Source organism: Oleidesulfovibrio vietnamensis, assembly GCF_055388115.1.
The window spans coordinates 340,901-355,907 of the sequence record NZ_AP042419.1 but is presented as its reverse complement, the minus strand read 5'-3'; the positions used below and the strand labels follow the sequence as shown (position 1 = coordinate 355,907).

At 58.4% G+C, this 15,007-nt stretch carries 15 protein-coding genes; 10 read left to right on the top strand and 5 right to left on the bottom strand.

The annotated features are described in order from the left end of the window. Positions 1-3: 3 nt before the first annotated feature. Entirely contained in the window at positions 4-447 is a 444-nt protein-coding gene (locus ACZ5D1_RS01545; protein WP_464555683.1) for an SRPBCC domain-containing protein, read from the bottom strand. A gap of 164 nt (positions 448-611) precedes the next feature. On the opposite strand from ACZ5D1_RS01545, the gene ACZ5D1_RS01540 reads away from it, so the two are divergent. Together ACZ5D1_RS01540 and ACZ5D1_RS01535 are read left to right on the top strand one after the other, a co-directional pair. Beyond that, a complete protein-coding gene (locus tag ACZ5D1_RS01540) occupies positions 612-1,715 on the top strand; it encodes a hypothetical protein (RefSeq protein ID WP_011366439.1) in 1,104 nt (367 codons plus the stop codon). Further along, positions 1,716-4,241 (top strand): cytochrome ubiquinol oxidase subunit I, encoded by a 2,526-nt coding sequence (locus ACZ5D1_RS01535; RefSeq protein WP_011366438.1) that lies wholly within the window; start codon positions 1,716-1,718, stop codon positions 4,239-4,241. Positions 4,242-4,521: 280 nt separating this feature from the next. On the opposite strand, the gene ACZ5D1_RS01530 is transcribed toward ACZ5D1_RS01535, so the two are convergent. Next, positions 4,522-4,695 carry a hypothetical protein gene (locus ACZ5D1_RS01530; protein ID WP_011366437.1) on the bottom strand — a complete coding sequence of 58 codons (174 nt, stop codon included), beginning with the start codon at positions 4,693-4,695 and terminating at the stop codon, positions 4,522-4,524. A 179-nt stretch (positions 4,696-4,874) separates the two neighbouring features. Here ACZ5D1_RS01530 and ACZ5D1_RS01525 point away from each other — a divergent pair, with 179 nt between their 5' ends. Both ACZ5D1_RS01525 and ACZ5D1_RS01520 read left to right on the top strand, forming a co-directional pair. Continuing rightward, entirely contained in the window at positions 4,875-6,776 is a 1,902-nt protein-coding gene (locus ACZ5D1_RS01525) for a sigma-54-dependent Fis family transcriptional regulator (protein ID WP_051364065.1), read from the top strand. A 140-nt stretch (positions 6,777-6,916) separates the two neighbouring features. Then, complete coding sequence (locus ACZ5D1_RS01520; RefSeq protein WP_464555680.1) at positions 6,917-7,204, top strand: hypothetical protein; 288 nt, start codon at positions 6,917-6,919, stop codon at positions 7,202-7,204. Between the two features lie 134 nt (positions 7,205-7,338). On the opposite strand, the gene ACZ5D1_RS01515 is transcribed toward ACZ5D1_RS01520, so the two are convergent. After that, on the bottom strand, positions 7,339-7,983 hold the full coding sequence (locus ACZ5D1_RS01515; RefSeq protein WP_011366434.1) for a tetratricopeptide repeat protein: 645 nt from the start codon (positions 7,981-7,983) through the stop codon (positions 7,339-7,341). A gap of 136 nt (positions 7,984-8,119) precedes the next feature. Between ACZ5D1_RS01515 and ACZ5D1_RS01510 the strand changes: the two genes are divergently transcribed. Then, positions 8,120-8,314, top strand: coding sequence for a ferredoxin (locus tag ACZ5D1_RS01510; RefSeq protein ID WP_011366433.1), 195 nt, complete (start codon positions 8,120-8,122; stop codon positions 8,312-8,314). 69 nt (positions 8,315-8,383) lie between these two features. Here the strand turns inward: ACZ5D1_RS01510 and ACZ5D1_RS01505 are convergent, their stop codons facing one another. Together ACZ5D1_RS01505 and ACZ5D1_RS01500 are read right to left on the bottom strand one after the other, a co-directional pair. Next, on the bottom strand, positions 8,384-9,484 hold the full coding sequence (locus ACZ5D1_RS01505; RefSeq protein ID WP_464555678.1) for a nickel/cobalt transporter: 1,101 nt from the start codon (positions 9,482-9,484) through the stop codon (positions 8,384-8,386). Further along, the gene (locus ACZ5D1_RS01500) at positions 9,484-10,077 is read right to left on the bottom strand and encodes a DUF1007 family protein (protein WP_011366431.1); all 594 of its coding nucleotides are present in this window, start codon (positions 10,075-10,077) and stop codon (positions 9,484-9,486) included. Before ACZ5D1_RS01500 ends, ACZ5D1_RS01505 begins: the two co-directional genes overlap by 1 nt. 199 nt (positions 10,078-10,276) lie before the next feature. Here ACZ5D1_RS01500 and ACZ5D1_RS01495 point away from each other — a divergent pair, with 199 nt between their 5' ends. The 5 genes from ACZ5D1_RS01495 (at position 10,277) to ACZ5D1_RS01475 (ending at position 14,772) form a co-directional block, all read left to right on the top strand. After that, on the top strand, positions 10,277-10,558 hold the full coding sequence (locus ACZ5D1_RS01495; protein ID WP_011366430.1) for a DUF2325 domain-containing protein: 282 nt from the start codon (positions 10,277-10,279) through the stop codon (positions 10,556-10,558). A 27-nt stretch (positions 10,559-10,585) separates the two neighbouring features. After that, a complete protein-coding gene (locus ACZ5D1_RS01490) occupies positions 10,586-10,891 on the top strand; it encodes a tetratricopeptide repeat protein (protein ID WP_011366429.1) in 306 nt (101 codons plus the stop codon). 179 nt (positions 10,892-11,070) lie between these two features. Beyond that, a complete protein-coding gene (locus tag ACZ5D1_RS01485) occupies positions 11,071-11,538 on the top strand; it encodes a chemotaxis protein CheX (RefSeq protein ID WP_011366428.1) in 468 nt (155 codons plus the stop codon). Positions 11,539-12,104: 566 nt separating this feature from the next. Continuing rightward, on the top strand, positions 12,105-12,821 hold the full coding sequence (locus tag ACZ5D1_RS01480) for an anaerobic ribonucleoside-triphosphate reductase activating protein (RefSeq protein WP_034619545.1): 717 nt from the start codon (positions 12,105-12,107) through the stop codon (positions 12,819-12,821). Next, positions 12,721-14,772, top strand: a complete 2,052-nt coding sequence (locus tag ACZ5D1_RS01475) for a ribonucleoside triphosphate reductase (RefSeq protein ID WP_027182501.1) — start codon at positions 12,721-12,723, stop codon at positions 14,770-14,772. The genes ACZ5D1_RS01480 and ACZ5D1_RS01475 overlap by 101 nt, the downstream gene beginning before the upstream one ends. The last annotated feature ends 235 nt before the right edge of the window (positions 14,773-15,007 follow it).

Sequence of the window (15,007 nt, the reverse complement as noted above, 5' to 3'; positions counted from 1 at the left end):
AAGCTACCGCCGGGCCTGAGCCACGGCTTTGAGTGAAATGTTCATGGTCTCCATACCCTGCCCGGCAGTCCGCCCGATACGACCTGCCAGCAGCGGCACAAAAATGCCGGACACGCGCAGTCCGTGGGTGAAGCGTGACGTATGGCTGTCCAGCTGCGCAATGATAAAGCAATGGATCACATCGGCCAGACCGGGCATACGAAACGAACCGGTCAGCACCAGCTGGCGGCAGAAGTCGGCCTGCTGCACCCGCAGCATATAAGGGCTGGGACTGTTGCCCCACAGCCGTATCAGCGCTTCCACATCCTGCCCCGCTTCGGCTGTCCCCTGCATGGAAGGCATAAAAGGATTCCAGCGCTGCCATGCAGAAAAATCCGTCAGCACACGCCAGATTGTCCACGGAGTGGCAGCCACCACGACGGAACGTTCGACAATCCTGCTCAGCATGCGGGGCACCTTACCTTTTTCTCTCAAAAACTCAATATAATGCGTATCTATCCTTGCTGCACAAAGCAATCCCAAGTATATATTGTCCGGTGTAAGCTCGTGCTTACTTTTTGCGGACTGCACACCGGGCAGGTTCCGCCCGCAACAAAACGGAGGAAATGTCCATGAATCCCGCGGCCCTCATCCCTCCGGCAGATTCCATTCCGGTCCACTGGGCATGGCTCGAAGGATTTCTGCTGCTCACGTTCGGTTTTCATCTGCTGTTCATGAACAGCGTGGTCGGCTCCGCCGTCATCGCCACGGTGCGCGCGGTAACCCGTCCGCAAGACCCGGCCCCCACGCTGCTGGGCAAAGCTCTGCCCAGTCTGCTGGCCCTGACAATCAATTTCGGCGTGGCACCGCTGCTTTTCGCACAGGTGCTGTACGGCGGCTTTCTGTACACAAGCTCCGTCATCATGGCTGTGTACTGGCTGGGACTTATCTTTGTCCTCATTGCTGCTTATTACCTGCTGTACGGTTTTTCCGGCAGCCGCCGCAAGAAAAAAAACGGCACGGTCTTCATCGCTGCGGCATGCGCCCTGCTGCTGTTCACCGGCTTTGTGCTGGTAAACAACGTCACGCTCATGCTGTCTCCCGACCGCTGGGTGGGCTACTTTGAAAAGCAGGACGGCAGCATGCTCAATCTGGGCGACCCCACGCTGTGGCCGCGCATTCTGCACTTTCTGCTGGCCTGTCTTGCCGTGGGCGGCCTGACGCTGGCGCTGCTGGCCCGCCGGGCGGCGCATAAAGGCACCATAAGTGCCGACGTTTCGGCCTCGCTCACACATGACGGCCTGCGCTGGTTTTTCTGGAGCACGGCAGCGCAGATGCTGGCAGGACCTTTTTTTCTGTTTTCGCTGCCGCGCCAGCTCACCACGGCGTTCATGGGACGCCACGGGCTGGGCACGGCGCTGCTGCTGGCAGGCACGGTATGCGGCCTTGCGGCACTGCATTTCGCATGGCGCTCGCGCCTGCGGCTGACCATCGCCTTCACCGCGGGCGCCGTGGCGCTGATGGTCGGTGTGCGCTCCGTACTGCGCACCCTGTATCTGGCCCCGTGGTTCAGTGCGGCCGATATTCCCAGTGAAGGCCAGTATTCCCCGCTGATTCTGTTTTTCGGCTCTCTGCTGCTCACCGGAGCCCTGATGGTCTGGGTATTGCGGCTGGCTCTCAACGGCCGCAGACAGCACGGCAATGCCACCGCCAACGGTACGGAAGGAGAAGGATAAATGGAATATCCAGTCTGGTGGACGCCCTTTCTGAGCGGCGGCCTCGTTATTGCCATCATCGCCATCGTCCATGTTTTCATCGCCCACTTCGCGGTAGGCGGCGGCTTTTATCTGGTACTGACAGAAATGAAAGCCGTGCGCGAAAAATCAGACCACATTCTGGACCATGTCCGCAGCCACACCAGATTCTTTCTGCTTACCACCATGGTGGCCGGCGGGCTGACCGGCGTCGGTATCTGGTTCACCATCAGCGTGCTTTCACCCACCGTCACCAGCACGCTCACACATTCGTTCGCTTTCGGGTGGGCGGCGGAATGGGCGTTCTTCCTCGGAGAAATCGCCGCGCTTCTGGTTTATCACTATTATTTCGACTCCATGCCCCGCAAAGCGCACATCAAGGTGGGCTGGGTGTATGCCTTTTTCGCGTTCATGTCGCTTGTGGTCATCAACGGCATCATCACTGTCATGCTCACGCCGGGCAAATGGGCGCAGACACATCTTTTCTGGGACGGTTTCTTCAACGTATCTTTCTGGCCTTCGCTCAGTCTGCGTTTTGCCTTGTGCCTCATGTTTGCAGGGCTGTTCGCTTTTGTGACGGCCATACGCATTCCGCACGAGGAAACCCGCGAACGCATGGTGCGGCGCGCCGCCATGTGGGTTGGGCTGCCTTTTGCCGCTGCCGCGCTTTCGGGCATCTGGTATCTGCTCATCCTGCCCGACCCGCAGCAGTCCATGGTCATGGAACGCTCCACCCAGACTCCGCATCTGGTACAGGCGTTCATTCCGCTGGGCATTGTCATACTGGTGCTCAGTCTTGCCATTGCATGGTTCAGACCGCTTTCTGTCCGCCGGCCGCTGGTATGGCTGGTGCTGGCGCTGGGACTGGCCCAGATCGGCGTTTTTGAATGGGTGCGCGAAGCCGGCAGAAGACCATACCTGCTGTACGGGCACACCTATTCCAGTTCCATCCGCGTGGAGGATGTGCCCCGTGTGCTCAGCGAGGGTATTCTGAAAACAGCCCGCTGGACTCATATAAAGGAAATCACAGAAGATAACGTGCTGGAAGCCGGCAAGGAAATATACAAACTGCAGTGTATGACCTGTCACGGCATAACCGGCCCCATGCTGAGCATACTGGATAAAACAGAAAAATTCAGTGTGTACGGCATGGATTCGCAGCTTGACGGACAGGGCAAGCTGCGGCTGCACATGCCGCCATTTCTCGGCACAGTGGAAGAACGCCGGGCTCTGGCCGCCTATATAGTCACGGGCCTGCACGGACGCACGGACGAAACAGCACCACCGGCCATACGCACCCTGCAGACCGCCATTCCCTCGTTTGACAGAGAAACGGCGCCCTATGTGCTGCTGGCATGGAGCACCAGAGGCATGCACAGCGTGGTGGAAGACGGCGCCCTGAATCTTGCTCCCGCCGGCAGCGACCTGCGGTGTCAGCTTGTGCGCCGCGACTCCACGCCGGAGATAATAACTTCGGGTGTGACCATAACCTACCGGCCCGAAGACGGGCACGGCCCGCAGGGCACCTTTGCCGCCAACGATGACATGCGTGCCCACGAGGCGCTTAATGTGGCCGTAACCCCCTATCCGCAGCCGGACACCTTCAATCCGTATCCGGTATACATAGTGGAGGCACGCGACGAAGCCACCGGCGCGCTGCTGGCGGTAACCAAAACCGTGGTGGCAGCTTCCGGCGAAGTGGCCTGCAACAGATGCCACGGCGGCCAGTGGGCCGTGGAAGACATGTCCGGCATCAGCAAGGCCACTCAGAATGACATATTCGCCGTACACGACAAAATTCAGGGGACCGATTTCACCGCACAGGCAGCCGCCGGCGAGGTCATCCGCTGCCAGTCGTGCCACGACGGCAACAGCGACATTCCGGAATTCTCCGCCGCCATTCACGGCTGGCACGCCAGCTATCTGACCGGGCGCGACGCCGATGCGTGCAACGGCTGCCATCCTTCGGCACCGGACGGGGCCACGCAGAGTTTCAGAGGCATCCACAACATGATGGGGCTTACCTGCACCAACTGCCACGGCCACATGGAAGACCACGCCATAGGTCTGCTGCGCAACGAAATAGAGCAGGAACGCTACGCCGCGCGCGCACTGATGGAACCGCTCAAGCCGCAACAGGCGGCATCGGCCGCCGAGATTCCCCCCCGCGAGGCATGGACGCAACTGCCCCACTGCTCCACCTGCCACGATTTCATGCAGTCTCCGCCGCCGGACCCCAGCGCCTTCGGCCAGTGGACGGCATCGTCCGCCGACCTGTTCAGCAACGGGCACGACTACATGGCAGCCATGATGTGTCAGGCATGCCACGGCGCAACCCATGCCGTGTATATGGCCGACAACGCATGGGGCGGCATGGAGCGCGACAACATACAGCCCCTGCAGTATCAGCAGATGGCAGGACCCGTAGGCGGGGCCAACAACTGCGGCGTGTGCCACACGCGTGAACTGGATATGTCAGAATCGGCACATCACCCCATTCCGCAGTAACCGCATAACAAACCACAACGAAAAACGCCCCGACCTGCACCGTCGGGGCGTTTTCTGTATGGAGTTCCGGCACAACGCTGCCGGATTCCAAGGGAGGAGGCTACAAGACCAAGGCCGGATGACCAATCCGGCCGCAGGATAAAAACACCACGGCTCCCTTTTCTTACAGCGTGAAAAGGGAGCCGCAAGGAGGAGCGGGCTGGCACTCGGACGGCGCGGGATTTGCGGAAGCCGCACCGGTGAAGGAGGGGAAAGCGTACCAGCCGGTATGCATGAAGAATTACTTCCGACCCCAGCCCTTGCCGAAGGCGTCAAAGGCGCTGGCAAAAGCGGGTGCTGCCTGACGGGCTGCGTCCCTGCCGGTGCGGCCGGATTCGCGCTTGCTGTTGCGGGCAGCATCAGCGGAAGAGGAAACATTCACAGTGTGATTGATAGTAGCTTGATATGTTGTCATGGCGTACTCCTTATGAAGCAGCGTTTGTTTACTCAATCTATAGCGCGAAGCGTGCCAAAACAATCTTATCATTAAATATCATACAGTTGAAAGAATGGCATGTTTTCAATTCTGGCCATCTGTTCAATTATGGTGCATCATTTTTGACCAGTTGATCAAAAAATAACCGGAGCCGCTTCATGAGCATAGCCCTCATAGCCCCGTACGAAAGTCTGGCCACCCTGTGCCGGTCCATCTGTCAGGAACTGGATCTTGATGTTTCGGTACATACCGGCAGCATGGAAGACGGAGTGCGCATTGCCAGAAACCTTATGGCCGAAGGTGTGGACTTTTTCATCAGCCGCGGGCTGACAGCCCAGCTCATACGCGAGCAATGCCCGCTGCCCGTGGCCGAGCTGGAGGTTTCGGCGTTTGACATTTATCTGTGCCTCGAACCGTTGCTCAGGAGCGGCAAAAGCATCGGCGTCGTCGGCCACAGTGACATTCTGCGCAAGGCCAAGGGAGCCAGCGCGGCGCTGGGGTTCACCATCGACTTTTATGCCACTGCCCACCCCGGCGGCATGGGACACATAATGGAAGCCGCCCGCAGACAGGGCATTGCCGCCATCGCAGGGGACGCTGTGGCGGCGCGCACGGCGGAACGGTACGGCATGGAAGGGGTTCTGGTACAGAACGGTGCGGATTCCGTTACCAACACGCTGCAATATGCCGTTGCCACATACTCATACCTCACACGGCAGGCCACCATGGCGGGCAGGCTGCAGACCGTGCTGGACCGCATGGACGGCGGGGCGCTGCTGGCTTCGCCCGATGGCCGCATGCTGCACTGCAATGCGGCGGTACGCGCCATGCTGGAGCCTGATCAGGGCTGCACAGACACGTCCATGGACGATCTTTTTCCTCAGCTGGACTGGCGTGCCGTTCCCGAAGGACGCGCCGAAACCGTACGCGAGCTTGTCACCGTGGGCGGGTCCAAGCTGGCGGTTACCGTCACCGGCACCATGCACGACGACGCCATGGATGCGCTCATATGCACCTTTCATGACGTACGTCAGATTGAACAACTGGAACACAGCTTCCGCAAGAGCGCCAAACCGGACACCCCCACGGCGCGCCACACGTTCAGCTCCATTGTACACCGCAGCCCCGCCATGCACCGGTGCATCGCACGGGCCGAACAGTTTGCCGCAACGCAGAGCAGTATATTGCTTGTGGGCGAAACCGGTACGGGCAAAGAACTTTTTGCCCAGAGTATCCACAACCACAGCCCGCGCGCGCAGGGCAATTTTGTGGCCATCAACTGCGGGGCACTGCCGGAAGACCTGCTGGAAAGCGAACTTTTCGGGTACGCGGGCGGCGCTTTCACGGGCGCACTGAAATCCGGCAAAGCCGGTATGTTTGAACTGGCGCACAACGGCACCCTGTTTCTGGACGAAGTAAACGCAACCAGCCCCAAACTGCAGACGCGGCTGCTGCGCACCCTGCAGGAGCATGAAGTGATGCGCGTGGGTTCCACGGCGGTCATACCGGTGAACGTCCGTGTCATCGCCGCATCAAACGCCCCGCTGGAGGCGGAGGTAAGCGCCGGCAGATTCCGCGCCGACCTGTTCTACCGCCTCAATGTGCTCGACATCCGCATACCGCCGCTGCGTGAACGGCCGGAAGACATCCTGCTGCTGTTCAACATGTTTCTGGAACGCTTCAGCGCGGAACAGCACCGCAGCACGCCGCCGGTTCCCCGCGGTACAGAGCGGAAAATCATGGCCCACGGCTGGCCGGGAAACGTGCGCGAGCTGCAGAACTATGCGGAAAAGTATGCCATTCTGTATCCGGAGGAAGCCGCGCTGGGCGCCGACATAACTCCGTGGACGCCTCACGCCGCCCTCACGGCCGAGAATGCGCACACACCGGCGTACGGCACGGCCGCTGCTCCGGTTTCCCGCGATCTGCTGCATGGAACACTGGAAGACATCACACGCGCAGCCGTTGCCGCCGTGCTGCATGAAGAAAACGGCAACCTGAGCAGTGCGGCACGGCGGCTGGGCATCAGCCGCAACACCCTGCGCCGCAGGCTGGGATAAAGGGGCACAACCGGCGGCAAAGCTTGCCTGCAGGCAGACGCACAAAACTGCAACATTCTGTATTTTTTGCTTAAACTATCAGTGTGACCGTGTTTTGCATCTTGCGGCACTACAGGAAAACCCTTCCCAAGGAGTGTCGCATGTCCATTACCGCCACACGCAACGAGGCTCTCGGTTCATCGCTTTCGCGCATTGAAGAAATGCTGGCAAAAGCCAGAGAGGCTTCCGGCCGCAGACAGACCGGCGCCGCCACCACGGCACCGGCAGCGCAGCAACCCATGCAGAGCGTACCCGCGGCCGACGATGTTGATCAGGCCTACGGCATGACCATGAATCTGCTGGGCGGCGGGCTGCACCATAATGCGGATGCAACCCGTACCGGCCACGCACTTGACCCCGAGCGCGTCGCCAAGCTTCTCGAGCTGTAGTCCCTGCGCGCGGCACTGCCGCACAGCCGCACACTTCAGCCCGCAGAACAGCAAAAACCGCATGAGACAGTGCTGTCTCGTGCGGTTTGCCTTCATGACTGCACGGGTATTTCCGCCCCGCCACGGTCACGGCATCAGGAGCCAAGCAGCGCAGCGAACTGCTGCTGCAGCTTGGCAGCCGCACCGTGATTTCCCGAACGCTTGTAGGCATCAATGGTCATTTCCACCACCTGCCGCTCGGGAGAAGCCTTGAGAGCCCTCTTCAGATACCGCAAAGCCAGCGCCGGCTGCGATGCGGCCATCATGCGTTCGCCCATCATCCGGAATATGACGTCCTCATCTTTATGATAGGTCATGGCTTCCTGAAAGGCTTCATCGGCTTCTTTGGGCTTATGGGTTTCCAGCAGGCGGCTGCCGTATATGAACAGCCTGTCCAGTTTCTGCTTGCGTTCAAGAATCTTGCGATGATCTTCATCCAGTTCCTGATGCTGCAGGGCACGCAACACTTTTGCCAGCTGGATAAGCAGACTTTTTTCCTGCCCCGGCTGCCACACCGGGGGGCCGCCCAGCTCTCCTGTGACCTCGTCGGCCCTTCCGAGCAGCGCCACCACTTCGCGCAGGGCGCCTACCAGTTCATTCTTGCCCGCCGGTTCGCCGGCCTGCACCCATGCCTGCAGCGCCGCCGCCGTGGCGGCAACGGCCCGCTGCACATCATGCCTGTTGAAATACGCCTTTGCTCTGGCGAGATTTTCCTTGATGGCCTTTGCACTGTTACTCATTTGCACCTCAGTTTCAGCCGTGCATCATCACTCTGCCGGTCAGCACGCGCGAACGGCACTCGATTGTGTACACCGTTCCGCAGCCATGATAGTCTTCCGGCAACTAACATATTATCAGTATCCGGAGGTATATTGTATGGCTAAAAATCTTGTTATCGATCAGGAAGAATGTGTGGCCTGCGAATCGTGCGTTGAACTTTGCCCCGAGGCGTTCAGAATGTCCAGCGACGGCTCGTGTGCAGAAGTCATCGACCCGCAGACCGGCGCCGACTGTGTGGAAGACGCCATTTCCACCTGTCCTGTGGAATGTATTTCATGGGTCGACGAATAGCCGGCCCGCGGCGCATCCGCGCCGTCCTGTAACAAAAAAAGGCATCCGCAGGGATGCCTTTTTTATACCTCAGACGCTGCCGGTATACATGATAAAGCCCAGCAGCGTCACAGCCAGCGCCCCCGTGACGGAAAGCAGCGCATAACCGGCCACAACGGCCCGTGTGCTGCGCCCCGTGCTGTGCAGCAGCACCCTGCGCGAAACCATGCTCAGCAGGCCGAACGCCGATGTGGTCAGCCCCATGCCCAGCGCCAGCGCCACCAGCGCCAGCACTCCCGCCTGTGTGATGTCCAGCCCCCGCGCGAAGGTAAGTATAAGCACCGCTGCTGGGCAGGGCACCAGTCCGGCCAGTACGGAAACGGCAGTCAGACTGCCATAGCCTGCAGGACATTCCGCCGTGGCCTGCCGCACCCGTCCGCCCAGCCTGCCGCTGAAAAGCTCGTACAGTGCATGCAGCAGCATGGCGGCGCCCACCAGCATGATGATGCCGTAGCTGAAACGCTGCACGGGACCGCTCACACCGTGGATACCGCGGGCGGCGCCCTGCTCGAACAGCAGATGCGCGGCAAAAACCAGCACCGCCGCCGACAGCACATGAACAGATGTCAGCAGGTTGCCCATAAGCAGCCCCCGGGATATTCCGCCCGAACGCCCCAGAAAATAGCAGAAGACCACGGCCTTGCCGTGTCCCGGCCCTATGGCGTGCACCACGCCGTACACAAATGACACGGCCAGAAACAGCCAGAAGGAAGTACCGTAAGGTGACTCCTTGATGCCCGAGGCAAAGGAAACCATCTGCCCCCGCAAATAGTGCTGCGCTCTGGTGGACAGACTGATGATGCGGTTATAAAGGGGCGGCGGAGTGAAAAAAGGCTCTACGCCCTGTCCGGCATCCGCACCGTAAACGGCCGCGGGCGCGTGCTGATGCCCCCTGCCGCCGGTAAATCCGCCGCCGGTCCCGCGCTCAGCCGCATCCCGCGCTTCTTTTGGTGCGGCATGCTGACCGTCCGCGCCGGAAACCTGCCCCGCGGGCGGCTCCAGCGCAAAAAAACCGCTTTCGGAAGCGGGACCGCGGGCATTGCCCCCGCTGCCTGTAAACGGCGACGCATGGGCGGCACATGCCAGCAGACATACGGCAACCACCGCCGGAAACACTCTTTTCAGCACCATTACAACTCCAGCTCTATGGCATAGGGCACTATCTGCCCGTAATAATAAGCAAGCTCAGGAGCTTCCTGCAGCACCACCCTTGCTTTGTCCGCACCCTTCACCGTCACATGCCGTTCATCAAAGAAAAAGGCTGTGTAATAGGTAGGGTCGTACAAGGCCACTTTGACCACTTCTCCTGCAGCCGCAGGCAGATCAAGCGGCACCGTGAAGGAATACCGCAGCATGCCGTCGCTGAACGTGGCGGTGAAATGCTCCACCCGTGTGACACCGGCGGTCTTTCCGCCTGCATAAATGTGTGTGTAAAAGCCTTCCTCGTGCAGGTAGCCGGTAATGTCCGCCTTCAGTTTTTCCCATTCATCAGGCGTCAGCGCACCGTCCTGATTCAAATCAAGATCGCCCAGAAACAAGGCACTGGACATCTCGTCAAAGCTCCACGTCTCGTGCAGAGCCTTCAGGCGGCCGTTTTCAATCTCCAGCTGTACCAGCGCCTCCACAAACACATGCGGATGCGCAGCCGCCTGCTGCGGTACAAATGCCGCACAGCAGACAGCTATAAACCACAGCAGCTGTATGTTAACCTTCATTCTTTTCATTATTTTTTTCCGGACTGTTTTCTACGTGCGGCCATGCGGGGCGCAGACCGCCCGCCGCGGTTTTCAGGACCGCACTGTTAGCACAGGCTGACAGCCAAGTTGTACCACTTTTTCAGTTGACATTGATTTTCATTTTCACTATAGACTGTATCCATGCTGTGCAATTCAACATGACACCCTACTACGCAGGAGAAAGATTATGTGCGCCACCCTTATCGGAGGCATGGACAGACTGAAGAGAGAATACATCGACACCGCCAGAAAAAGCGGCGTTGACCTCAAGGTGTTCACAGGCAAGGAAAACAGAATTTCCGGCCAGATGGGCTCCACAGACCTTGTCATCGTGTTCACCAACAAAGTCTCGCATTCCGCCCGCAAGGAAGTGATGCAGTATGCCCGTTCGCGCAGCATTCCCGTAGCCATGATCCACTCGTGCGGCATTTCCACGCTGCGCCAGTGCCTCAGCAACCATTCCAGATAATCAGGACACCGCAAAAGGAGAGACACCATGTGCGCCGCCAGCCGTATCACCCATCTCAACCGTACCGGAATGAAGGCTTTTTCCGACGGAAACCTTGCCAATGCCGAATTTTTGCTCCAGCAGGCCCTGCGGCAGGCGCGTCAGCTCAATTCCGACACGTTCGAAGCAAAAATACGCAACAACCTCGGTCTTGTCTGCTTCAAGGCAGGCAGACTGCAGGAAGCCCGCGAACACTTCGGACATGCTCTTGCATTCATCGGCGGCAGGATTGGCAGCGAAAACCGGCTGTACCGTGCCGTGCAGACCAATCTTGCCGCCGCCGAAGCATGCTGAACACACATAATATCATTCCGCTGCATGAAACCGTCAGCATAATGGACTAGACGGAAACACACTCGTCACGTAGTATCGCTATGTTCTGAAAGTGATCATGTATTCGCTCTGTAGGGTGCGGTGCGCATGCGCTGACGTGCTGCACACGCCATTTTCAGGAAAGCAAGGAGACGCTCAGGATGAGCAGCAGCGGAATTGAAATCGCAAAGCCGTTCGTCACGGCCACAACCAACGTGCTGTCCACCATGGCAGGCATACAGCCCATACCCGGCCAGCCGTATGTAAAGAAAAACAACGTTGCCAAGGGTGACGTTTCAGCCGTTGTGGGCATTACCGGCCACAAAAACGGCAGTATTTCCGTGACGTTTACCAAACAATGCGCCATAGCCGTGGTAAAGGCCATGCTGGGGGACGATATTCAGGATATCATACAGGACACCAAAGACGCCGTGGGCGAAGTGACCAACATGATATCAGGTCAGGCCCGCGCCGCCCTTTCAGAAATGGGCATGACCTTTCAGGGAGCCACCCCCTCGGTCATCATGGGCGACGGACACACCATCAGCCATGTGACCAAAAGCCCTGTCATCGCCATTCCCTTCAAAACAAATCACGGAGAATTCACCGTGGAGTTCTGTCTGGAATAGCAAAAGGCTTCTGCAAATTTTCCGGCCCGCCTGTGCGGGCTTTTTTTTATGTTCACCGGCACAGAAAAAGGTTTTTCTATACAACGCTGTGCCCTTGCGCACACAAAACCCCTTCATGCTGTGCGCTTACGCCCGCACAGACCGTATCCACACGCTAAGACACTGTATTTTAACATCATACACATCAAACAACGGGGCGGCACAGGGCAAGCAAGCATCCCTCTAGGGGCACCTCGGTTTTCCACATGGTTATTCACTGTGGAAAACCCCCTCCGGCCAAGGCCTCAAAAAGTAAAACAACATGAAAAATTACAAAAACACAAACAAAAACAAGGCATAACCATTTTCCTTTTCTCTTTTTTCCCTTAGCGGCCTGTACAAGATGCACCCCCTCATGTATCTTTCTGACCTGTGCGTACGTACTTTGTTTAAAGTTTTGCTACACATTTTCTAAATCACAACCTCCCTGCCGCAACACAGCAGTTTCACACATAAAAAACGGCTTTCCGATAGACGCCGATTCCTGCGCGTCCGGACGGCGGCAGCAATACCAAGAAGTTATCATAATGAACTCTGCATGGTCCTACGTCCGCGGATTTGAGCGTGTCAGCCTGTGCGACTGGCCCGGCTGCAACACCAGCGTCATCTTCATGGGGGGCTGCAACATGCGCTGCCCCACCTGCCACAACTACACCATAGCATGGCAGCCGGAACAGGTTCCCGCCATCAGCAGGCAATCCATACTCACCTACCTGAAAAACAGGGCAAAATGGATTGACGGCGTGGTCGTGACCGGCGGAGAGGCCACTCTGGTGCCGCAGCTGGAAACGGTGCTGCACGACATCAAGGCGCTCGGCATGCGTATAAAACTGGACACCAACGGAATGCGCCCCGACGTGGTTGAATCGCTCATGCAGCAGCAGCTTGTGGACCTGTTTGCCGTGGATGTGAAAGGCCCGTGGGAGCTTTACCCCCGGCTCACCGGCGGCACACACAGCCCCGAAGAAGCCCGCACCGGACTCAGCCGCATATTTGCACTGGCGCAGACCGCGCCTGAGGCGTTTCTCTTCCGGCTGACACAGGTTCCCGTGCTTACCCCTGACCACATTGACACCGCGCGGCAGTATCTGCCGCAGGGATTCACTCTGAAACTTCAGGACTATGTCGCCCCGAGGAGGTCTCATGCCGAAACAGATTCAGAAACGCGACGGATGTCTGGAGACGTGGTCACCCGACCGCATAGCGCTGGCCATACTGAAAGCGCTCAAAGCCAGCGGCATTAAAGACCCGCTGCTCTCCAGACGCCTTGCCCGCAAGGTGGAGCAACGCCTCGAAGGCATTGACGTCCCCTGCCAGGAGCAGGTGCAGGACACCATTGAGATGATTCTCATGGAGTCACGGCTGTACCATGTGGCGCGCCGTTTCATCATCTACCGTGAAAACAGGCGCCAGCTGCGCGAACAGCAGGCAGCGTATCTGGATATTTCCGAGACCATAGACAACTATCTGGACAAGGCTGACTGGCGGGTAAATGAAAACGCCAACATGACCCACTCGTTTCAGGGGCTCATGCTGCATCTTTCCGGCACGCTGCAGGCCAGATATTCGCTGGAAAAGTACCCCGAGGAAGTGCGTCAGGCGCACGAACACGGTTACTTTCACATCCACGATCTTTCCTTCGGGCTGGCGGGCTACTGCGCGGGCTGGAGCCTGCGCGACCTGCTGCTGGAAGGTTTCAATCTGGAAGGACGCTCCAGCGCCGGACCGGCAAAGCATCTTGATACAGCACTGGGCCAGATGAACAATTTTCTCGGCACACTCCAGAACGAGTGGGCCGGTGCACAGGCCTTCAACAATGTGGACACCTACCTTGCGCCCTTTGTGCGCAGGGACGGCCTGAACTACCAGCAGGTGCGACAGGCCATACAGAAATTTGTCTTCAACCTGAACACAACCTCGCGCTGGGGAGGGCAAAGCCCCTTCACCAACCTGAGCTTCGACCTTGTGTGCCCGCGCCATATAGGCAAGGAAGCGGCCATAATCGGCGGCATGCTGACCGACGACACCTATGCCGGATTCCAGACCGAAATGGACATGATCAACAAGGCATTTCTTGAAGTGATGCTGGGGGGCGACCATGACGGACGCATTTTCTCGTTCCCCATTCCCACCTACAATATAACAACCGACTTTCCGTGGGACAGCGAAATAGGCGACCTGCTGCTGCGGCTTACCGCCAAGTACGGTGTCCCTTATTTCCAGAATTTCATCAGTTCCGACCTGAACCCCGAAGACGTGCGTTCCATGTGCTGCCGCCTGCAGATGGACCTGCGCGAGCTGCGCAAAAAAACCGGCGGCCTTTTCGGGGCGGGCGATCTGACAGGCTCCATCGGCGTGGTCACGCTCAACCTGCCCAAGCTGGCCTATCTGGCGCAGGGTGAGGAAGATTTTCTCGACCTGCTGGAAGAGTATGCCGACCTTGCACGCCAGTCGCTCGAATTCAAACGCAAAATGGTCAATGACAACCTTGAGCGCGGCATGTTCCCATGGAGCAGAAGGTATCTGAAAAACGGACTCAACGGCCACTTTTCCACCATCGGACTGGTGGGCGGGCACGAAGCCTGCCTCAACCTGCTGGGCAAAGGCATTGAAACCGACGCCGGTGTACGGCTGATGCAGCGCGCACTGGAACATCTGCGCAACCTGACGGCCCGCTATCAGGAAGAAACAGGCAACCTGTACAATCTTGAAGCCACTCCGGCGGAAGGCACAAGCTACCGGCTGGCACGCATCGACAAGCGTCTGTATTCCGAAATCAAAGCTTCCGGTAACGGCACGCCCTATTACACCAACTCCACCGCCCTGCCCGTGGGCACCACCGAAGACGTTTTCGCGGCGCTGGAACACCAGAACAAACTGCAGCCTCTGTATACAGGCGGCACCGTGTTTCATACCTATCTGGGTGAAGCCGTGGCCGACCATCAGTCGCTGAAAAAGTTCATTCTCAAGGCGTTCAGCAATACCAAGCTGCCGTACATATCCATCACGCCCACATTTTCCGTGTGCAAAGATCACGGGTACCTGCAGGGCGAACATCACACCTGCCCCTCATGCGGGGCGGACGCCGAAGTCTACACACGCATCGTCGGTTACTACCGCCCTGTTTCGCAATGGAACAAGGGTAAACAGATGGAGTATGACGACCGCACATGTTACAACGGCGTACAATACTGACGACTGCTTCATGTCTCTTTTCAGCGCCTCCGGCACAGGCCGGAGGCGCTGTTTTTTTGTCTCTGCCCGCGTCAGTGCACAACGCGCAGACCATGCCCCTGCGACAGCATCCCCTTCCTTCCACTTCCGGAGCCCTTCACTTCCGGCGCAGAGTGGTGTAGCCCGTGTATGCTTCTGCACCGCCGCATGTACCTGCATCCCCGCGCATAACGGCACGCGGCACTGCAGCGTTCCA